The organism is Paenibacillus sp. FSL K6-1230 (assembly GCF_038002385.1).
Lineage (GTDB): Bacteria > Bacillota > Bacilli > Paenibacillales > Paenibacillaceae > Paenibacillus > Paenibacillus massiliensis.
The window spans coordinates 423,498-444,322 of record NZ_JBBOCK010000001.1; the positions used below are offsets into that span (position 1 = coordinate 423,498).

General features: G+C 47.5%; 16 protein-coding genes. 4 read left to right on the top strand and 12 right to left on the bottom strand.

Features of this window, described 5'->3' with window-relative positions; translation table 11 throughout:
* Positions 1-61 precede the first annotated feature (61 nt).
* The 4 genes from MKX74_RS01925 to MKX74_RS01940 all read right to left on the bottom strand — a co-directional run bounded on the left by MKX74_RS01925 (position 62) and on the right by MKX74_RS01940 (position 3,166).
* Positions 62-703, bottom strand: a complete 642-nt coding sequence (locus MKX74_RS01925) for an amino acid ABC transporter permease (RefSeq protein WP_341177310.1) — start codon at positions 701-703, stop codon at positions 62-64.
* 15 nt (positions 704-718) lie between these two features.
* Entirely contained in the window at positions 719-1,378 is a 660-nt protein-coding gene (locus MKX74_RS01930; RefSeq protein WP_341180501.1) for an amino acid ABC transporter permease, read from the bottom strand.
* A 183-nt stretch (positions 1,379-1,561) separates the two neighbouring features.
* Positions 1,562-2,401, bottom strand: a complete 840-nt coding sequence (locus MKX74_RS01935; RefSeq protein ID WP_341177311.1) for a glutamate ABC transporter substrate-binding protein — start codon at positions 2,399-2,401, stop codon at positions 1,562-1,564.
* A gap of 36 nt (positions 2,402-2,437) precedes the next feature.
* Positions 2,438-3,166, bottom strand: a complete 729-nt coding sequence (locus MKX74_RS01940; protein ID WP_028590415.1) for an amino acid ABC transporter ATP-binding protein — start codon at positions 3,164-3,166, stop codon at positions 2,438-2,440.
* Between the two features lie 550 nt (positions 3,167-3,716).
* Between MKX74_RS01940 and MKX74_RS01945 the strand changes: the two genes are divergently transcribed.
* Positions 3,717-4,169, top strand: coding sequence for a cupin domain-containing protein (locus MKX74_RS01945; protein ID WP_341177312.1), 453 nt, complete (start codon positions 3,717-3,719; stop codon positions 4,167-4,169).
* A gap of 289 nt (positions 4,170-4,458) precedes the next feature.
* Here MKX74_RS01945 and MKX74_RS01950 read toward each other — a convergent pair whose 3' ends face one another.
* Both MKX74_RS01950 and MKX74_RS01955 read right to left on the bottom strand, forming a co-directional pair.
* The gene (locus MKX74_RS01950) at positions 4,459-5,370 is read right to left on the bottom strand and encodes a DUF4261 domain-containing protein (protein WP_341177313.1); all 912 of its coding nucleotides are present in this window, start codon (positions 5,368-5,370) and stop codon (positions 4,459-4,461) included.
* A gap of 412 nt (positions 5,371-5,782) precedes the next feature.
* Positions 5,783-6,610: an aldo/keto reductase gene (locus tag MKX74_RS01955; RefSeq protein WP_341177314.1), complete on the bottom strand. Its 828-nt coding sequence runs from the start codon at positions 6,608-6,610 to the stop codon at positions 5,783-5,785.
* A 181-nt stretch (positions 6,611-6,791) separates the two neighbouring features.
* Between MKX74_RS01955 and MKX74_RS01960 the strand changes: the two genes are divergently transcribed.
* Entirely contained in the window at positions 6,792-8,048 is a 1,257-nt protein-coding gene (locus tag MKX74_RS01960; protein WP_341177315.1) for a DUF445 domain-containing protein, read from the top strand.
* A gap of 610 nt (positions 8,049-8,658) precedes the next feature.
* Positions 8,659-10,422 carry a methyl-accepting chemotaxis protein gene (locus tag MKX74_RS01965; protein WP_341177316.1) on the top strand — a complete coding sequence of 588 codons (1,764 nt, stop codon included), beginning with the start codon at positions 8,659-8,661 and terminating at the stop codon, positions 10,420-10,422.
* A gap of 611 nt (positions 10,423-11,033) precedes the next feature.
* Here MKX74_RS01965 and MKX74_RS01970 read toward each other — a convergent pair.
* The 6 genes from MKX74_RS01970 to MKX74_RS01995 all read right to left on the bottom strand — a co-directional run bounded on the left by MKX74_RS01970 (position 11,034) and on the right by MKX74_RS01995 (position 18,340).
* Positions 11,034-11,867: a YcnI family copper-binding membrane protein gene (locus MKX74_RS01970; RefSeq protein ID WP_341177317.1), complete on the bottom strand. Its 834-nt coding sequence runs from the start codon at positions 11,865-11,867 to the stop codon at positions 11,034-11,036.
* A 123-nt stretch (positions 11,868-11,990) separates the two neighbouring features.
* Positions 11,991-13,769, bottom strand: a complete 1,779-nt coding sequence (locus tag MKX74_RS01975) for a copper resistance CopC/CopD family protein (protein WP_341177318.1) — start codon at positions 13,767-13,769, stop codon at positions 11,991-11,993.
* 346 nt (positions 13,770-14,115) lie between these two features.
* Complete coding sequence (locus MKX74_RS01980; protein WP_341177319.1) at positions 14,116-14,781, bottom strand: response regulator transcription factor; 666 nt, start codon at positions 14,779-14,781, stop codon at positions 14,116-14,118.
* The gene (locus MKX74_RS01985) at positions 14,778-15,614 is read right to left on the bottom strand and encodes a sensor histidine kinase (protein WP_341177320.1); all 837 of its coding nucleotides are present in this window, start codon (positions 15,612-15,614) and stop codon (positions 14,778-14,780) included. The genes MKX74_RS01980 and MKX74_RS01985 overlap by 4 nt, the downstream gene beginning before the upstream one ends.
* Positions 15,615-15,643: 29 nt before the next feature.
* The gene (locus MKX74_RS01990) at positions 15,644-17,476 is read right to left on the bottom strand and encodes a bifunctional diguanylate cyclase/phosphohydrolase (protein ID WP_341177321.1); all 1,833 of its coding nucleotides are present in this window, start codon (positions 17,474-17,476) and stop codon (positions 15,644-15,646) included.
* A gap of 273 nt (positions 17,477-17,749) precedes the next feature.
* Positions 17,750-18,340, bottom strand: a complete 591-nt coding sequence (locus MKX74_RS01995; protein WP_341177322.1) for a DUF5317 domain-containing protein — start codon at positions 18,338-18,340, stop codon at positions 17,750-17,752.
* A 661-nt stretch (positions 18,341-19,001) separates the two neighbouring features.
* On the opposite strand from MKX74_RS01995, the gene MKX74_RS02000 reads away from it, so the two are divergent.
* On the top strand, positions 19,002-20,480 hold the full coding sequence (locus tag MKX74_RS02000) for an Lsa family ABC-F type ribosomal protection protein (RefSeq protein WP_341177323.1): 1,479 nt from the start codon (positions 19,002-19,004) through the stop codon (positions 20,478-20,480).
* Positions 20,481-20,825 lie beyond the last annotated feature (345 nt).

A 20,825-nucleotide genomic window follows, 5' to 3' on the forward strand; every position in this document is an offset into this window, starting at 1 on the left:
AAGGAAGGCTCCTTCTGCGAGGGGCCTTCCTTTTTTCTTCATACCAGACCTATAAGTCGGGTTATGTGCGGACCTCCAATCGCTTGGCGATGAGTGACATGCCATAGTTTACAAAAAAATACAGGAAAGCTGCGAACAGCAGGGCAGGTATTACAAAAGACTGGTTCTGTGCTCCAGCAATCTGTGCACTATGCGTCAGTTCAGGTAGTGATATGATAACGGCCAGTGACGTATCCTTCATGAGCGAAATATACTGGCTCACCATTGGAGGCACCATTCTGCGTAGACCCAGAGGTAGTACAATGTGCCATAATGTCTGTGTATAGCTAAGGCTAGAGGAACGGGCTGCCTCGATCTGGCCTTTATCCACCGAATTGAGGCCGCTACGCACAATCTCCGCAATCATGGCTGCTTCAAATACAGATAGACCGATGATGGCAGACCACTTTAATGGAACGGAGAACCCGACGGCTGGCAGCACGAGGAACAGGAAGAAGATAATGAGCAGGAGTGGCAGATTGCGGATGATATCAATAAGGAACGCAGAAATCTGCGAGATGACTGGTAGCCGAGTATAGCGCAGCACCCCGAGCAATATGCCTAAGGCTGTACTGATGAGTATCGAATATAACGCGACCTCTAGCGTAAGCAGGAAGCCGTCCAGAATGAATCTGATGTTCGTCCATGTGAAAAATGTATCCATGTCGGGCTTCCCTCCTTAGGATGTTTTGGCCAATCGTCTCTCCAGATACAGCACCCCGAAGCTAAGTGGCAGCGTAATAACCAGATAGAACATGGCTGTAAAAGCATACACGCTGACAGGCATGAAAATATCAGAGTTAATCTGATCAGATACGAGCATTAGGTCCGCCCCAGCTACGATGGCAAGGATGGATGAATTCTTGAACATATTGATGAACTGATTACCGATGGCAGGTAGGGAGATTTTGATGGCCTGCGGCAGGATGATCTCGATCATCGTCTGGTTGTAGCTGAGACCTGAGGAGCGACCAGCCTCCATTTGTCCTTTGGGTACGGTCTGAATGCCTGCTCTAATGGCTTCAGCGACGTAGGCGGAGGTATAGATAGTAAGGCCGATCGTCCCCGCTGCGAACCCATCGAAGTTCACCCCGAACGAGCCCAGACCATAGTAAAACAAATATACAGTAATCAACAGTGGAATATTTCGAAAAAATTCGACGTAGGCTGTTCCGAACCAATTAAGAGGCTTGACTGGTGCGATCCGGAAGACAGCGATCAGGGCACCCAGAATGAAGCTGCCGACCAGTCCGATCAGACTGACCTGAAGGGTCGTCAGGAAGCCGTCTATATAGCGATCCCAGTTGTTGAATAGTACATTGATGTCGAAATCAAGCATTAGTGTCATCACACCTCCGTTGCATCAGACGATATGGGAACAAGATGATCTTCGACTCACCATGAAAGAAAGGAGCTCGCAGCTTGCGGCTCCTTCCGCCATTTTGAAAAAGCTAGGTTGTCACATTTGTGGGATAGGGGGTTCTAGTACCTGGCTAGTTCTTGTACATGCTGGTTCTCGGGCCTATTCAGGCTTCGTGCCGAACCATTGCTCGTAGAGGGTGTCATATTCACCGCTGCTGTGCAGCTCAGTCAAGGTATCATTCACTGCCTGGAGCAATGCCTCATTCCCCTTCTTCACAGCGATACCGTAAGGCTCGTCAGTGAAATTGCCGCCCACCAGATGGAAGCTTGGGTCCTGTTGCTGCATCCCAAGCAGGATCGCATTATCTGTAGTCAGAGCATCGCCTTTGTTGGCCTTGAGCGCATTGAAGGCGTCCTGATAGTTCTCGAATTCAAGCACGGTGGCGTCCGGAGCTTTCTCCCGTATATTTTTGGTGGATGTAGAGCCCTTAACTGCCAGTACCTTCGTGGAAGCGTCCAGCGAATCAATACCTGTAATCGGGCTGTCTGTCCGAACGAGAAGCGATTGTCCTGCCTCAAAATATACTTCGCTGAAATCCACCTGCTGTTTACGTTCTTCCGTAATGGTCATGGTAGCAACGATCATATCAATCTCGCCGTTCTGAAGTAATGGAATACGCGTCTTGGAGGTAACCTCCTTGAACTCTACCTTGCTCTCATCACCGAATATCTGCTTGGCAATCGCTTTAGCTACATCAACGTCGAAGCCTTCAATCTCCCCAGTGGCTGTATTCTTGAGGCCGAAGAGCTTGGTATCATTCTTCACCCCGACAATGAGCTTGCCACGTTCCTTGATAGCTTCCAGAGCAGTAGTCTCTTCACCGCCTCCGGTACCAGCATTACTTGAGCCACTGTCGGTACCTCCGCCACAACCAGCAAGAATAAGGAATAAGGATACGAGTAATAGCATGGAGACATTCCATTGAATTCTTTGTTTCATGTGAGATGATCCCCTTTCTCTACTTTTGTATTTAGATTAATGATTGATCAAACGGCTGAGAAATGTGCGTGCACGCTCTTCCCTGGGTTCAGCGAAGAACTCTGCAGGTGTGCTGTCTTCCAGAATCTGTCCCTGATCCATGAATATGACGCGGTCTGCCACTTCACGGGCGAAGCCCATTTCATGCGTAACGATGACCATGGTCATGCCTTGATGAGCCAATGAGCGCATGACATCCAGCACCTCACCGATTGTCTCGGGGTCCAGCGCCGAGGTGGGTTCGTCGAAGAGCATAATCTTCGGCTTCATGGCGAGACCACGTGCTATGGCAACACGCTGCTGTTGACCTCCGGATAGCTGCGCCGGATAGCTATCGGCTTTATCCTCGATGCCAACACGCTTCAGGTAAGTCAAGGCTGTAGCCGAAGCCTCTGCCTTGGAGACGCCAAGCACCTTCATGGGTGCGAGAATGATATTCTCAACAACCCGCTTATGCGGATAGAGGTTGAAATGCTGAAACACCATGCCGATGTCCCTGCGGAATTTGTTGATGTCCACGCGCTTGTCATGAAGAGGAACTCCGTTAACAATCAGTTGTCCCCCGGAGATCGTCTCCAGCCGGTTCATACAACGAAGCAGGGTGCTCTTGCCTGATCCCGAAGGGCCGATAATAACGACGACCTGACCTTCCTCAATTGTAAGATTGATGTCCTTGAGTACATGGAAATGACCATAGTGCTTGTTAACATTGCGAAATTCAATCAGAACAAGTCCTCCTTCCTTAACATGCCGCCTGACATCTGCATAATGAAGCCCTTATTGTACTGAATTATGCAAATCATCGTGCAGCGTTTCTAGTACCTTGACGAATCCAACGTAGTGTAGAATCGTTCGAATCATCCAAAAGAAAGCAAAAATAGAAAATAGTTAACTAATGATACAATGACAAAGGGATAATTACAATAATTTTCCGTCAATTAATATAACATTAAAACCCCTAATAAACTTATTTTATATACATTAGGTCAAATATTAGATAGTTTCAAGTTAGGTTTATTACATTTAATTTTTGATTTATGTCAAAATATTATAAAAATTTACAAATACAACGCGGTTACCAAGTGTTTCGTTCGAAAACATGACATATATTGCTCTCAAACGCTACAGGGCCTATTGCATACGTGACAAATGCAGCTTCATGTTTTACATTAATAAGTGAGCTTCGGCTTCTGTGTATCCCAATTGCAAGATATGGATGACATAAAAGATGAATAAGTATGAACTAAAATGAATTAGCTGAAAGAAGGTAATTGTAATGAGCAAAGAAATCTCTCCGCTTGTAGCGGCCCTTGATATGGAGCCTCATCCTGAGGGTGGTTGGTACAAAGAAATGTGGAAGGCGAGCTTCCAGATTCCTAAGCCAGTGCTTCCGGATATTTATTCGGGGCCAAGATTTGCAGCCTCATCTACGTATTTTTTGCTGCATCCAGGTGAGTTCTCGGAGTGGCATGTTGTACATTCTGATGAGCTGTGGCTCTACCATTCGGGTAGTCCCATCGAGCTGAAGCTTGGGGGCAATGGCGAGAATCCTGGTGAGGAGACCGTTATTATTCTTGGGGCAGATGTGGCTGCTGGCCAATCCCCACAAGGACTAGTGCCTGGAGGTGTGTGGCAGACAGCTCGTCCACTCGGTGATGAGCCTGTACTCGTCACTTGTGTTGTAGCTCCTGGGTTCCACTTTGATGACTTCAAGCTGATCTCGCGTTAAGGCTGTGCCAGATGGCGTATTTCCTTCAATATTTGAGCACATCCTCAGGAATTGAAGGTGTGTTGTTAGGGATACGCGGGGGATGTAGGAATGAGGGCATACTTTTTTCAAAGAAGAGCGTCCTTCTCAGACTGAGCTTAGTACTCGGCGGGAAGGACGCTTTTAAATAGTAGGCTTTAAGACTTTAATAATCTTTAGCAGAGATTTGTCGTAAAGGTGCTTTTCTTGTATGAAACTTAATTGTATGAGAATTTCTTGCATGAACAGATCACCTAAGGATTAGGCAACGTTAGGTACCTGCATAATGCTGAGGTCCAGGATTAATGTCGAGCACGATTCTGCGGGGCTGAACGAGCGAGTATTGATGCTCACATACCCAGCGCTGCTCCTCATCGTAGCCTACTGTCTCGCCATCGGAGATCACATCTCCCTGATTGAAGAGATAGTGGGCAATATTCAGCAGGAAGCCCGCCATCTCGTTAGGCTCAAGGGAATGGAAGTGGCACTGCACGTCAGGAATCCCGAGAGCGGCCAGCCCACAGCTGTCCATGACCAGATCCGATCTGCCCTCGATGGGAGCTGGTGCCTGATACATCCTGATGTTGAGCGCACCATATAGCAGCTGACCATCCTCCAGCGCTGCGAGATAGGCTTGTGGCTCCACCAGCTTATCGCTGCCTCTCCAGTACACAGCCTCACAAGGCAAGGTCTCCAGGAGCGCCTTCAGCACGCCAGTGAACAGCTCCAGTCTTCGCTGGTGTGGCAAGCCTGAGGCTACCAGATCATGCAGGATCAACGAATAGGAGCTACGCTCCACAGCTTCTCTTGCATCCGGCCAGTGCCAGGCCTGTTGAGTAGCAGTTGTATACGTAGAGGGATCATACGCTCTATCCAGCGGGACGATCGCAGTCTGCGCAGGTAACGAGCCATCCTCATATTCAACCATATAATTGAGATGGAAGAAATGTAGCAATGCTTCTGGATGCTCTTCGTTAGGCTCCCACACAGCAAGATTCTCCTCACTCGTTGCGGCTCCATTTTTCTCATTCCCTTGGTTAAGCGGGCCTGTGTATTCTTGAATTTTGGCGTAAAGCTTGTCCCTCTGAAGCACTGGCGGCTCCTTGAGCAGCAGCTCTACACTATATATTGCGGCAAAGCCATATTCATTCTCGGCTACCGTATCCTCCATGTTGTCAGTCATTCGAGTCATCCTTCCTGTATCTGATCTCTAATCACACTAAGTACCGCTTATTTGCGGCTGTAAACATGCCAGTCAAGGCTAAAGGATTAGCTCTTGCCCTGAACGGGTTCCTTGCCAGTCTATGTATGCTACAGCTTGCTCTTATGAAGCTCATTATACAGAGATTTACTATGGAAATCATGTGACCTTCAGTCTGGTCAACCTGACCAGCATCACCCAAAATGACCAACATCACCAACATTATTGAATGATTCCCACCGAAGGATGATGGGGCTATAGACTTGGAAGTTGGCATATCCATTGCCCTGATACTTCGTCATCTGGTCCTCGAATATCGGGGCAGCTGATAAGGCTACCCCGAGCTTAATCACGATCCCATCAATCATTAAAGCTAGCAATAGTTTTGAAATGGTCAGAAATTAAAATTATCCGGGTCCGGGCCCGTGCGCTTGTCCTCATTTAATGCGTCGATCTGCTTCATATCCTCTGGAGTCAGTTCGAAATCAAAGATGTCAGCGTTGGCTCGAATACGCTCCTCGTGGACAGATTTGGGGATTGTAATGACACCATGCTGCAGATCCCAACGCAGGATCACCTGTGCTACTGATTTTCCGTACTTCGCTGCAATGTCCTTAAGCGTACTGTTGTCCAGGAGAGCACCACCACCAAGCGGGGACCAGGCTTCAAGCTGAATTCCCTGCTCCTTGCAGAAGCGTCGTAGCTCCACTTGTGTGAGCTGGGGATGGAACTCTACCTGATTCACAGCCGGAATGATCTCGGAGGAGCTCATCAGGTCCTGCAGATGATGAATCTGGAAATTACTTACGCCAATGGCGCGAATACGCCCTTCCTTATATAGCTTTTCCATGGCTCTCCAAGTATCCTTGTACTTTCCTTTGACAGGCCAGTGAATCAAATACAAATCCAGCACCTCCAAGCCCAGACGGGTCATGCTACCCTCGAAGGCTTCCAGTGTGGATTCATAGCCCTGATCCTTATTGAAGAGCTTGGAGGTAATGAACAGATCCTCCCGAGGAACACCGGTTTCGCGAATGCCTTGGCCGACGCCCTCTTCATTATTATAGCCTCTAGCTGTATCAATGCTGCGGTAGCCCGATTGAATGGCATATTTGACGGTGTCCACGACCTCTTGCCCATCCTCAACCTTCCAGACGCCCAGACCGAACCAAGGCATCTTGACGCCGTTATTCAAAGTGACTGTATCCTGCAAATGCTTCATTACTTGAATTCCTCCCTCACTGTCATGGTACACCGGAAAGTCCGGCCTTATATATTTACCCTTATTTTAACGGATACAAGCTGCATCTGGGCAGAAAATAACGTTGAAATTTGGGATTTTCCACGGACGGTGATAATATGGTTCCAAAGGATGATTGCAGGCTTAATGATGGAGGATGAACATGGCAAAACCGAAACAGACCAAGAAGGCGGCCACCTGGTCGCTTGTCATTATGGGGGCGGGCTTCGCGGCTACGTTACCTTTTCAACATATACCAGGTGTCCGTCTTGTGACGGGCGCATTCGAAGCAGGCATGGTTGGAGGATTAGCGGACTGGTTCGCAGTCACCGCGTTGTTCCGACATCCGCTGGGGATTCCTATCCCCCATACAGCACTATTACCAAAGAATCGTGAGAAGCTAACGGATGCACTTGTTAATACTGTAGAGAATAATCTTTTGAACAAGGAAAGTATTTCCTCCAAGATCCATGGAGCTCGTCTGGCTGAGCTGGTGGTGAATGCGCTGGAAAAAGGATTGGAGACTCCACAGGCCTCCAAGACCATCGACCATATAGCAAAGCGGCTGGTTGAGCACATTCCGCTCGAGGGGCTGGTGCCTGTGCTCACTGCAGAAATTCGCCATCAGGTCACAGCTATGGATACAAGGCCAATCCTGGAGCAATTGGCGAAGGGAATCGTGGACAAGAGCTACGATTCCAAGGTGCTTGACTATGCTCTGGGGCAGGCTGAATCCTGGCTAATGAAGCCGGATAGTCAATATACGCTAGGCTCCATGGGGATGCAGGCCATTGCTGGCCTCCAGCTTAATGGGCTGATGCAGTTCGCGGTGAATGCATTTATGGGCTATCTGAATGAGGAGCGTATGGGCGAGATGATTCGTCATTTTCTGCTTGAGCGAATCGATGAACTGCGAATGCAATCCCATCCACGCCGGGAGGCAGTCCTGAGAGCGATGAAGGAGCAGGTCAGAAGGCTCGCGACAGACGATACGCTGTATGAAGGTCTGAACGACTGGAAGGCAGATTGGGCCGCTTCCTGGCAAGGTGAGGAGCTTATTCATGCCAAGCTGGAGGAGCTACGTACCCGATTGCTGGCAGGGATGGAGGATGGAGCCTATGTAGAGCGTCATCTACTGCCTGTCGTTGGGCGGATGATTGATTATGTGCGCCAGGAGCAAGGATTACTGGATAAGCTGAATTCCCAGGCAGTGGACCTTGTCACAGGACTTCTAGAAGCTAATCATGGAAAGATCGGCAAGCTGGTACGTGAGAACGTGGATAAAATGGATAACGACACCTTAATCGCGTTGATGGAGGATAAATTGGGCCAGGATATACAGTGGATTCGAATTAATGGCGCGCTGACGGGCTTTTTAATCGGGATTGTATTAACAGGCATCCGTATGATCCTTGAGTAAGTTAAGTGAAGTGGTGAGAGTGGAGTAAGACAAGTGTGTCGTGGAGATCGGCGACGTTATAAGATCGGGTGTTTGGAAGAAAGCAGACTGGAGTGTAGGTCGGGTTGATAGCAAAGATGCAATTTTTTATGCAAATATAGGTAAAGTAAGTGTGGATAGTCATCAAAGCTGCTGGTCAGGAAGGGATGCGTGCACTCGTCCTTCGGCAGCTTTTTTTGCGTTATGCAGCGATAGAATGCACTCAATGGTGGCAGCGGCATGTATGCAAGGAAAGGAGTATAAAAGTGAAAAAGATGTCGAAAAAAAGGATAATATTTTAGTTCTAAAGGACCGTTTTTTTCGATGTAACTAACATAAATATAGCTTGATCTCGATATATTCCATGAATACTATAAGTCTGGAGGTCCTAGTACATGAGTCCAGAAGGCCCATATTTTGAGAACAATACATAACCATGACTAGATAGAAGTATTTAGAGAGTATGTAGACGCTTATAGAAAAGACACAACATGATTACTATACCTTTTGAAGTAAGCTAATTCGGATAGTGGGTCCGTAGAAGAAGTATTATTTTGTCCATTTTCAACATATTATGGAGGAGTGAGTCGTCTTGTTTAATAGGTTACGGTGGAGTACGCTCCCGTTTTTTGTAAAAAATCTTGTGATTTCCTTCGGAAGTATTGTTCTTATCGGCGTTATATTAATTACATCAAGCTACCAGCTTCAGAAAAGTATACTGGTGGAGCAACTGTATGATCAGGCTGAAGTCATGACTCTGAAGTGGTCCAATGATCTGGACGTAAGCAAGGTCGTTGCAGCAATAGATGAAAAAAGCTATGCAGGTCCTGTGCAAAAGGAGTTGAGGGATTACCTGGATTCGATTCATGAGTTCTATCCTAACATTGCACAGGCCTATATTTTTGGGGTAGAGCTTGAGGGCGGTAACCATACCTCCGTCATTGCAATTCCTACGAATCTTGTAGAGCCGTTTGAGAAGGATAACCTGCCAGCAGGTGCCATGTATCCTTTGCCTCAGGAGAATGTGGCGGCTCTTGAACATATGATGAAGGATGACAAGCCTTCATTCAGTACCTTCTATACCGACGATTACGGAACCTGGACAACGATGATCTATCCCGTCAAAAATGACCAAGGTCAGTTGATCGGAGCACTTTATTTCGATATTGATGCGAGTGCCGTGCCTAAGGGACTGAACAAGATGCTTACTTACGGCTCTATTTTCCTGGTGGCCTTCCTGCTGCTGTGTATCGTGTTGCAGTTCATTTTGCTGAAGAAGACGCTGCGTCCGATTCGCAATCTGATGCAGGGCATCGAGGAAGTGAGCACAGGGAATCTGGATATCGCAATAGAGACGGGAAAAGATGATCTGGGTGTCATCAACCAGAAGTTCAATGAGATGATCGGGCGGATCAATGATACGATCTATAAGGTTCAAGTAACCGCAGGTCAGCTGTCAAGCTCGTCCCAAAGCCTGATGGAGATCTCAGCGACCAATAACAGCAGCATTCAACGGATTAGTGGCAATATTCGAGAGATTTCCACAGGGCTTAACTCTCAGGATCAGGCGACGATCGAAAGTGCGCGATCCATGGCAGAGATGTCAACCGTAGTACAGACGATCGCCAGTAGCTCCGCAGATGTGGCAGATGAGGCTCTAGGTATGGAGGAGCGTTCCCGCGCGGGTCATGAACGGATGAGTCAGGTCATCCAGCAGATGAACCTAATCTCTGACGCCGTGCACAACACTTCAAGCTCGATCCGTTCGCTGGAGAATCGCTCTAATGAGATTAGCAGCATCGTGAATATGATTACGGAGATTGCCAATCAGACCAACCTGCTGGCGTTGAATGCCTCGATTGAAGCCGCGCGTGTAGGGGAAGAGGGTAGAGGCTTCGCTGTAGTAGCCGGGGAGGTTCGCAAGCTGGCTGAGCAGTCGCAGGAATCAGCGCAGCAAATCCGTGGATTGATTGACGAGATTCAAGAGCACATTGGGAAATCAGCAGTGGCCATGCAGCAGGGTTCGATTGAGGTCGACAAGGGCCTGAATGTCACTCAAGAGACGGGTGAATTCTTCGAGAATATCATGGCAGCCACGAATAAAGTTGCTAACCAGATACAAGATATCTCCAGCTCTACTGAAGAAATATCCGCAAGTACTCAGGAAATGACAGCGACTGCGGAGGAATTATCTATTAGTGTAAGTAAGGCTGCGAACAGCAGCAAGCAAATTCAGGAATCTACGGCAGAGCAGGAAGCCTCCATGGCGATGATCGTGACGGCCTCTGATGAGCTGTCTACGGTATCGCAACAGCTACAGGAACTGATCTCCTTCTTCAAGGTTCGGGAGAGCTGATCCCTTAAAAAAACACCGCTTCTCTTCGGCGATGCGAGCACCTTGTGTGCTACACCTGTCGAAAGAAGCGGTGTTTTTTTAGATCAACAAAACGCGGTCTGTCTCCTGAGAAAGTACGGCGATAGAGGTTTTTCTTTAGATGATTGAATATATAAATTTTCAGCGGAGCTGAACCATACGATCATCGCAAGAAAAACTTCAGCTAAATGCGGTCTGTCTTCTGAGAAAGTGCGACGATAGACGTTTTTCTTTAGATGATTGAATATATAAATTTTCAGCGGAGCTGAACCATACGATCATCGCAAGAAAAACTTCAGCTAAATGCGGTCTGTCTCCTGAGAAAGTACGGCGATAGAGGTTTTTCTTTAGATGATTGAATATATAAATTTTCAGCGGAGCTGAACCATACGATCATCGCAAGAAAAACTTCAGCTAAATGCGGTTTGTCTTCTGAGAAAGTACGACGATAGACGTTTTTCTTTAGATGATTGAATATATAAGTTTTCAGCGGAGTTGAACTATTCAATCATCGCAAGAAAAACTTCAATTAAATGCGGTCTGTCTTCTGAGAAAGTACGACGATAGACGTTTTTCTTATTGTCGTGTCTGGATTATCGACGTTGACGATTACGGATCGCTAGCGTCAGAGCTGCCAGTGAAATGACAAGAGCAGCAATACTGATTACAGTTGTACTCGTGTTCATAGGAGAAGCAGCAGTCTCCGTGCCAGATGCTGTCTGTCCAGTGCTAGCATCCGTCTGCGCTGGAGTACCAGCTTGCTCCTCGGCAATTTCTGGTGCTGTGCTACCTGTCGATGAATCTGTAGCTGCCGTATCATTGGAGGCCTCATTATTGTCTGCTGATCCTGTAGTGCCCCCGCTCAGATCCCCTTCAGTATGATGGCCATCCGCGTTACCGTGGGAATGTCCTGTATCCGCTACTGCAGTATCATCAGCAGTGACCTTGGTGATGGAATGGGGACGTTGGGAGCCTTCCCCGCCGGTCCATTCAACGATGCTTCCATCAGCATAGTATTGGAAAGCATTCCAGGTGACATCTGCATCTCCTGAGGGATTAACTGCTACGAAGCTGAAGCGTTGATACTGACCAGCTTCAATACCATCTCCTTCGGATGTCCAGGTGACGGTGTCGACCTTTCCCGCCGCATTGCGGTCAATGGCGACAGTCCAGCCAGGCACGGGCTCATATTGTTTGAAATCTACATTATCAGGCACCTTCAACGCGACTTTGTTGGTAGCAACCTCTTTCTCTACAGGGACCTTCATTGTATAGGTCTCCCAGGCACCAGGTTTGGATACCGCAGGGGTAACAGTGACATGAGCACTAGCAATGCCAGCGAACAGCAGCATCGCTGCAGTAGCTGTAGTCAGCGTTGCCATGAGCTTGGTGAATGGACGGGAGTGCTTCTTGAATCGTGTGAACATATTGAATACCTCTCTTTATGATTGAATTAGGATACTTCGTTAATTGTTACAGACAAAATCAAGCAAAAGGGCGTTGTAAAGCTCCGATGTAAGTTCAAGGGCCGAATTACATGCGCTCGTAGCTTAGTCGGCAGATACGGCAACGGTGAACTCCGCATCAATAGAGTCCAGAGATGCCGTCAAGGCGTGTACCTGTATGGTCCAATTTCCGGCAACAGGCAAGATTTCTGTGGCTGTGAACGGCTGTTCTGCTTGGGCAGGTATGATAATCTCCTGTGCTGTGCGCTCAGCCTGCTCCGGTATAAGGGTCAGCGTCACCTGTTGTATGCCTTCGACAGGCACATTTGCCTGATCCGTGAACGTTACCCCGAGGGTGCTACTGCCGACCCGCGTCGGTTGGACAGTCAATGTGACCTGATGATTGGCTTCATCCGTCTGGGTAGCTTGGAAGGAAGCGCTGGCTACCGGAGATGGAGATGTAGTTGTAGATGGAGCCGGTGTAGGTGACAAATGAGTCAACAGTGCTGCGAGTAGCAGGACAGCGATCCCGGCCCCCAGCTCCCATCGGATACCCTTACCTACCGGGGGGACTTCCTGTGGCTTGCGCACCCTGCGGAACTGAATGCCTGCAATCCCGAGCATCATCAGCATCAGGAGGGCTTTGCCTAGCAGGGTCCAGCCGTAACCAGTCGATACGAGTGCCTCTAGTGAAGGCAGGTATTCAAATGAGGTATAAACCCCCGTCCCAAGCAACAGCGCTGTCGCCACAATGCCCCAGCCGCCGAAGCCTCGCAGCAGGTCACCCATGAGGAGCTTGTGCTCCTCGGGGGCCATTACACGCCGTTGTACGCTCATACAGATCAGCATCACGCTAAGCGATCCGATCCAGAAGGCTGCTGCTGCAAAGTGTACCCAATCAGCCAGAATGGCTGCTATAGGCAACGAAGCCGCTGCTGCATGCCCTACTGAGGCCTTGGCCAGCATAATAGCCAGAGTCAGAATCACAGTAAAGTGTGCGTATCGGCGTTGCTTGGCAATAGGCTGCTCACGGTCGTTTGCATAGATCATAGTGACACTGATGATCAGCAGCAGCATAACTTGAACGAACCATAGCTGGCCTGCATGAGTGAAGCGTAGTGCCTCTCCGATGAGTTGCCCACTGAATCCTTGGGCGATAGGTACAGCAGCATCCCAGGATACCTGAAGGGGAAGCGCCAGAATTACGGCAACAGTGAGAGCGGCATATCCGCTCCATAACAAGGCAGGGAGATGTGGAATGGTCAGTGCTCGTAGCCTGTTTCTGGCTGTTTGCTTATCAATGCTGCTGTCCTTCCCGGAGTCTGTGGTACCCCAGCCCTGTTGTAGTACATACAGTCGAAACACAAGCCCTCCAAAGAGCATCGAAATCCCCAGGTACATCAGCCAGCGAATCAGAACGAGGTCGATACGAGTCTGCTCAGTCTCGCCAGAGCTGATCGGCGTTGTAGTCAGGGGGAGTTCCCCGGTCTGACCAGCCAGAGCAACTTGAAACGGAATAATCCCTTCAATTCGGTGCCCATCCGCAGAGATTGCCCGCCACTGTATGGTGTAGACCCCGGAGGGCAGATCGGTCTTCAGATCCCCTTCCATAACGCTGGAGTTAGTCGGCAAGAGTCTGGTTTCACCTGTATCTACACGCTGCCCATCCTGATTCGTCACCTGAATGGACATGAACGCAGTCTGTAGCGGTTCGTTGAAGGTTAGCTCAACTCGTTCGGGTGCCTCCTCAAGTACCGCATTGGCTTCTGGAGAGGATTGGATCAGTGAGGCATGTCCCCAAGCGACCCCAGGTAACCCCAGTATGCCTAACATGCAAAGGACGGTGATCAGGATGGTCACTGCCCGACGGTGTATGATGAGCATGAGTCACGCGACCTCCCTTAAAAAAAATTTAGTTCCAATGCTAGTATACGAAAGTTCATTATAAAGTCTTGCTGGCAAGTGCGAACATCACCATATAGGGCTATAAAGGTGTGTTTTATACGATTAAATTTGACGATTATATGAAAAATAGGCAAAAAAGACGCACTACGATAACAGCAGATCCACCTTTGCACCTCCTGTGCACGGCCTCTTGGTCTAATCTCTGCGTGTATAGTATGCGTCTTTAGTATGTGTTTATAGCATGAGTCTATGTTATGACTTCTCGTAAGTATCGAATCACGCTGCATTAGAGCCATTGTTCATTTGGATAGCTGAGCCAAAATCATTACCGGGGAGTTCCGGGGTCGCGCTCGACCAGGCCTTGCTCGATGGCATAACGCGTAAGCTGTACTCGATTCTCCAACTGCAGCTTGTGCAGGATGTTCTTGAGATGATTCTTCACGGTCTGCTCCGAGATGAAGAGGCCTTCGCCGATCTCACGATTGGTCTTGCCTGAAGCGACCCAATTGAGAATCTCGCGCTCGCGTGCAGTCAAGCCATGTGCTGCCTCGTTCCCCTTCGGTGAGGTTGGGAATTCCTGCAGTATCCGATAAGCCAGCTCTCGGCTGAGTGGCGCGTCTTCCCTTACGATGGCTTGCAGGTACTCCAGCCAAGTGGAGGGAGACAGATTCTTCAATAAATATCCCTGAGCTCCCCGCTTCAACGCTTCGAACAGGTGCGTTACATCGTCCGATACGGTAATAATCACAATCTTGACATATGGAAAGCGCAGCTTGATCAAGCTCGTAGCTTCTAGTCCGTTCATATCGGGCATGCGTATGTCCATTAGCAGCACGTCGGGCATCAGCTCCTCGGTCAACGTTAATGCTTCGGCCCCACTGGAGGCTTCGGCAATAATCTCAAAGGAGTCGTCTTCAGACAGAATGTCCCGTACAGCTTCACGTGCATGTGCAGAATCATCGGCGATCATAACGCGGACAGGTAGATTCATGCCTGTACCTCCTTGCTGATTTCAAGTGTTGTCTGGCCATTCGATCGGACGAATCGGAACATCCAGCCGAGTCTCTCACTGCGTTCTTTGGTGATTTGTAGTCCATAGTGGTCTTTACGCTCCAGAGGATGATCGTCGAATCCTACGCCATTATCGGCAATAATGACTCTCCAGCCCTGCCCCGGCAGACGTTCACCCTTTACGTTCACCTCTGTGGCTTGAGCATGCTTTCGGACATTCAATAGCCCTTCTCTTATACAGGCAAGCAGTTCAATCTGCTCCAAGGCAGTAAGCTGCTTGTCTTGAATGTCCCAGTCTAGTCCGGCCTGCGGGTAGACATCCCTCGTAATGTCCTCTACGCGCTGCAGCAATGCGGAGAATTCCGCTGACGGATGTGTAGGCTCGACCTCTCTCAGATTGGAGATGGCCTGGCGGACATAGCGATCCATTTCATGTAGAGTCTTGCGGATGCCGCTCCAGAATTGCGGTAAGGCTGCAGCTTCTGCTGAGCGTTCTGCCTTATCCACCTTTACCGATAGTAGAAAAAGGGACTGAGCAATACCATCATGCAGCTCTCTTGCAAGCAGCTCTCTGGACTCCAGCTGGTCCTTGGCAGCCCGTTCACGCTCCAGCTCCGCTCGTGCCGTCTCCATCATATGGAACAGCCTGTTCAGCAGCGTAATACTGACGAGGAGTAGAATAACAGGGGTCAGCCAATTGCCGAGTTCCATAGAAATGTAGGGCATCAGGAACTGATGTCGAACATACTCCCATAATCCGACTGTAACTGCAGGAATGAACAGAATCATCCGCTTGATATCTCTGTAGGTCATGTACTCTCCTTTACTGTCGAATTCAGGTTCTATACCTGATCCGATACAGGGCGTATGCTTGTGATGTATTCAATGAAAATCTCTGTAAGGACCGGATCGAATTGGGTGCCGGAGCATTTACGTAGCTCGTCCAGGCCTTCATCGAAGGTCTTCGTTCGTTGGTAGGGTCTCTCTGTCGTCATGGCGTCAAAGGAATCAATGATGGTTAGCATCCTGCATAGCCAGGGAATCTCTTCGCCGGCAAAGCCATAAGGATATCCGCCGCCATCATAACGCTCATGGTGCAGCTCGATGAAGGGGATGAGCTCTGCGAAGCGGCCATTCGCCTCTACTATACGTTTACCCCAGGTTACATGTCCCTTCACCATATTCCATTCGTCACAGGTCAGTGGCTCCTTCTTGTTCAGAATCGACCAAGGTATTTCCAGCTTACCAATATCATGAATCAGGGCCCCCAGCACGAAGCGGGATCTCTCTTCAGGACTGAGGTTCAGTACTTTGCTGATATCGTTGGCGTATTTGAACACCCGTTTGGAGTGCTTGAAGGTGTCGATGTCCTTGTACAGGAACAGCTTGAGCTGCTGCTCGATATCGTTAATATCCTGCTTCAGATCAATGGCACGCTCCAGGTTGTCGAGGCTGCCGGAGATATGAACGGTATTCTTCCCTTGTCTTTTGGCATAATAGAGTGCCTTATCAGCTCGTTCTACCAACTGTGATTTATCATAAATGTCTATCCGATATTCGGCAATCCCCGCAGAGAAGGACAGACAGCCGTGTGGAAATATCTCCACACCTTCAAATAGAGAGTCATTCAGACGCTTGCGCAGTCGATTGACGAAGAGAGCGGCTTCATCAGCATGGTATCCAGGGAGCAGCAGGGAGAATTCCTCGCCGCCATAGCGGTAGGCTGTAATATCGGTATCTTCTGTCTCCTTCAGTAGCAGAGCACCTACAAATCCAAGTAACTGATCTCCTTTCAGATGGCCAAAATGGTCGTTATACGCCTTGAAGTCATCAATGTCGATTAGCGCCAAGGATAAGGGAGTGCTGTGTCCTCTCGCCGTCTTCACATTACAATTCAACACATTCTCGAACTGCGTATGGTTAAATAATCCGGTCCTCTGGTCTACATTCGCCTTCTGCTCGACATCACGGAACATATGGAACAGCAGCTTGAAGGCATGTGAGAGCAGACTGCTGAGTGCCAAAAAGATAGCCAGTCCCAGGAATCCATTATGATACAACAGAACCGTCAGCACGAGCGATAGAAGGAGAGTGCATACGTACACAAGCAAGGATTCTGCAAAAAATGCTTTGCGAAGCTCGCTAAGGGATTCCTTGTAGGCAATATAGAAGTACAAGCCGAGCGTGAGCGTATTGATGACGAAATAACTGATCATTGCTAGAAGATATGCCGCAAGCTGGGAGCTGTCCAGCGGACCTGTCTGTCCTCCGCTAGCTGTAAATACCTGTGTTGCTACAAACATGGACATGGAGTAGATGGAGAAATTGACAGCGTGCTTCCACCATGACAGCGATTGTTCACGCACAGCCGCAATGATACTGCTCAGCAGCAGGATGAAAATAGCCATCTCCAGGCTGTATACGAAAATGCAGGCCAGATATACCGAGGTGTCCATAGACTGCTTATTGCTCGCCGGGGGAATCTGGAAGGTAAAGTGCTCCAGTACCATTACGGCGCCCAGTAGTGCATACACAACTATCCATTGCTCCAGGGAATAATGGAGAAAGGACAGATGATTCGCATACGTAAAGACACTGGCACCGAGCAAGCAAATGCTGAGAATATAAATCCGGATCGGTGTGACGTGCGGAAGCAACAGATTAAATAACCTCATTTTGATTCTCCTTGCCATGGTTATGTATCAGCATTTCCATGAGAAAATAAAAAAACAGGCTGGGTAACCAGCCTGTGTCCAATCTGTCAGGAACAAGACTGGTCGCTAGCCTCCGATCTTGTACCCGGAAGTCAAGGCAATGACAGCAGATACAATAATGATGGCATTGATCAGGACGCGAGAGTATTTGAGCGAATTCATCTAGGATTACCTCCTCTCTTGAAGTATAGCTTCAGCAAGATGACTGCTAGTGCCGGCAATCTTGCATGGAAATCAGGCATGATGCGGATTAGCGCTACTATATCCCTTCTTCTTGGGCACCATCAAATGCTGTATCAGAAAGAAGATTCCCAGATTCATAATGACATCTCCGATACTAATGACCTGTGTTCGTGGATATGGGCTGGATAATGGAATAATATCCCCGAGAAAGGGTAATCGCGTGGAGGTGTCCATCATGACATGCTTGGATATGACTTCCCCCGATGATAGCAGCTCCATATAATATGGACCAAGTATCGTCGAAGCCGTCAGAGACACAGGCATCCGCCCGCCATTGACCGCCATGGCCAGAAAATTAAGCAGCACGCCTATCAGAATGAGTGTAAATCCCGGATGATGTCGATTGAGCCACAGAAAGATCATTCCTGTGACATATACTGCCATGAACAGTATGCCATTCATAGATGCCAGTAACGCGAACTTGCCTTGCAGGTAGAAAATAACGAGTTGTACAAGCAGTAGCAGAGGGAATACCCAACCAGCCTTTAATCTCAGCTGACCCAGTCGGCGGAGCCCTTCAAGCTGCCACCCACCTCTAAATAAGCCGACAACAATACCAATAATAATTCCGTCATAGACCATGGCAGCTCTCCAGTTTCATAAAATAGGTGTAATAGAAATATTCGACATATATATGGAAAATCCTTCTATATTTTTTTCGGGGACTAAGCAATTTGTTCTAAATATATAAATCAGGAGTATGACTCTGATAACCTTAATTAATAGTTATTTCCGGTATATTGGAGGATAAAATGCCAGAATGATTTGCAAATTATTGAGGTAAATGAGGGGAGGGAGCCGAATTGGAGATATATCTAGCTTTAAAATGTTGATCTTCAACCAAGGAGAATAAGGCTTTACTTCTTTTGAAGTAGATGTTATTTTTGTGCCTATGACTGGCGTTCGAACATCCATGGAACCGGAGCAGGAATTGATGGTATTCCGTTTGCCATGTTAGGATTATGTGGGATCAAACCTTGTGATGCGGGTACCGTTTCAGCCTATGTATTTTTATCGAGAAAGTATTCATTATCAAGGGGAGTCCTGATCCTTAACCGAACGTAAAGTCATGGCCGAATGCAAAAGGAGAGGTGCGGCATGAGTACAGACGCTATTGTTACACATGATTTACTCCGTATAGGTCGTTGATATCCATCAACTTATACGGAGTAACATGAAAATAGATGGATATGTACCGACTTTTTATAAGAAGTAATGGGTTATAAAAAGGAGGAACTTTTACATGTCAATGATTCAAGTACAGAACCTGACGTTTTCTTATCCAAGCAGCTTTGATTATATTTTTGAAGATGTTAGCTTTCAAATCGATACTGATTGGAAGCTCGGATTTATTGGTCGAAATGGACGAGGCAAGACCACTTTTTTTAATCTACTATTAGGAAAATATGATTACAGCGGAACAATTATTTCTTCCGTCGAATTTAATTATTTTCCATATCCAGTTTCAGATAAAAGCAGATTTACACATGAAATACTAGACGAAATTTGCCCTCGGGCTGAAGATTGGGAATTTCTTCGAGAATTATCTTATCTAGATATGGACGCCGAAGCGATGTACCGGCCCTTTGAGACATTATCGAACGGGGAACAAACAAAGGTGTTGCTTGCTGCACTTTTTTTGAATGAAGGACAATTTTTATTAATTGATGAGCCGACGAATCACCTGGATACGCATGCGCGAAAGTTGGTCGCCAATTATTTGAAAAGGAAAAAAGGGTTTATCCTAATTTCGCATGATAGAAATTTTTTGGATGGCTGTGTGGATCACATCTTGTCCATAAACAGAGCCAATATAGAAGTTCAAAGTGGTAATTATTCTTCTTGGAAGCTGAATTTTGATAGACAGCAGGAGCATGAGGAAGTAACCAATGAACGCTTGCAAAAAGACATTGGAAGGCTGCAGCAATCTTCAAAGCGCTCGGCGAATTGGTCTAATCAAGTCGAAGCATCCAAAAATGGCACAACCAATTCCGGCTCTAAATTGGACAAGGGATATGTAGGGCATAAAGCTGCAAAAATGATGAAACGTGCAAAGAGCCTGGAATCAAGGCAACAGAAGGCTATTGAAGAAAAGTCGAAGTTGCTAAAAAATGTTGAAAAAACAGAGGCATTGCAGGTAGAGCCATTAGAATACAAGTCCAAGGAACTAATACAGTTAGTGGATGTGGCTGTGATGTATGATGGTGAATTTGTGAACACGCCAATCAGCTTTTGTGTGGAACAAGGAGATCGTGTGGTGCTTGAGGGAAGGAATGGCAGTGGGAAAAGTAGTATTCTAAAACTGATTCTAGGGCAGCCGCTCCAGCATACGGGTGCTTTGAGTGTGGGTTCAGGACTTGTCATTTCTTATGTGCAACAAGACACCTCTCATTTAAAGGGAAAGCTATCTGACTTTATTGAAGAAAATCAGGTTGATGAACAGCTGTTCAAAGCTATTTTGCGAAAAATGGATTTTGACCGAATCCAATTTGAAAAGGATTTATCCCACTATTCAGGTGGACAAAAGAAAAAGCTGCTTATTGCTAAAAGCTTATGTGAAAAAGCGCATTTATATATTTGGGATGAGCCGCTAAATTTTATTGATGTGTATTCGCGTATGCAAATAGAAGAGCTAATTAAAAACTTTATGCCGACAATGGTTTTTGTTGAGCATGACCAAGCCTTCCAAGAGCATATTGCTACGAAAACGATAACCCTCTAAGATATGGGATTAACGGAGACTGCAGCGAAGTAACAGAGACCACAACATAAGAAGATGGTTGACCAATCGACGAAGGAGCGAGGCAATGTTACTGGGTTGCTCGCTCCTTTGTTTTGAGCTAAGCTGTATTAACAATAGTTACATATAACTCATGATAAATTCAGCTACATGTCGAAGAATAGACAAAAATTCTGCAACAGGCCCTACATGGACTAATTTTGGATTCATTCTCAGATCAATCATGTGATTGGCCCATAGTTACAGGATTCTCGGACGTCTGGCGGTATTGACGGTGCGCAAGGCGTAGGGTATATAATGCTACAATCAGGCTTTGCAAGCCTATGA

Coding starts and splice junctions, on each gene's coding strand:
- MKX74_RS01925 (WP_341177310.1), bottom strand. CDS start 703: ATGGATACATTTTTCACATGGACGAACATCAGATTCATTCTGGACGGC.
- MKX74_RS01930 (WP_341180501.1), bottom strand. CDS start 1,378: ATGCTTGATTTCGACATCAATGTACTATTCAACAACTGGGATCGCTAT.
- MKX74_RS01935 (WP_341177311.1), bottom strand. CDS start 2,401: ATGAAACAAAGAATTCAATGGAATGTCTCCATGCTATTACTCGTATCC.
- MKX74_RS01945 (WP_341177312.1), top strand. CDS start 3,717: ATGAGCAAAGAAATCTCTCCGCTTGTAGCGGCCCTTGATATGGAGCCT.
- MKX74_RS01950 (WP_341177313.1), bottom strand. CDS start 5,370: ATGACTGACAACATGGAGGATACGGTAGCCGAGAATGAATATGGCTTT.
- MKX74_RS01955 (WP_341177314.1), bottom strand. CDS start 6,610: ATGAAGCATTTGCAGGATACAGTCACTTTGAATAACGGCGTCAAGATG.
- MKX74_RS01960 (WP_341177315.1), top strand. CDS start 6,792: ATGGCAAAACCGAAACAGACCAAGAAGGCGGCCACCTGGTCGCTTGTC.
- MKX74_RS01970 (WP_341177317.1), bottom strand. CDS start 11,867: ATGTTCACACGATTCAAGAAGCACTCCCGTCCATTCACCAAGCTCATG.
- MKX74_RS01975 (WP_341177318.1), bottom strand. CDS start 13,769: ATGCTCATCATACACCGTCGGGCAGTGACCATCCTGATCACCGTCCTT.
- MKX74_RS01980 (WP_341177319.1), bottom strand. CDS start 14,781: ATGAATCTACCTGTCCGCGTTATGATCGCCGATGATTCTGCACATGCA.
- MKX74_RS01985 (WP_341177320.1), bottom strand. CDS start 15,614: ATGACCTACAGAGATATCAAGCGGATGATTCTGTTCATTCCTGCAGTT.
- MKX74_RS01990 (WP_341177321.1), bottom strand. CDS start 17,476: ATGAGGTTATTTAATCTGTTGCTTCCGCACGTCACACCGATCCGGATT.
- MKX74_RS01995 (WP_341177322.1), bottom strand. CDS start 18,340: ATGGTCTATGACGGAATTATTATTGGTATTGTTGTCGGCTTATTTAGA.
- MKX74_RS02000 (WP_341177323.1), top strand. CDS start 19,002: ATGTCAATGATTCAAGTACAGAACCTGACGTTTTCTTATCCAAGCAGC.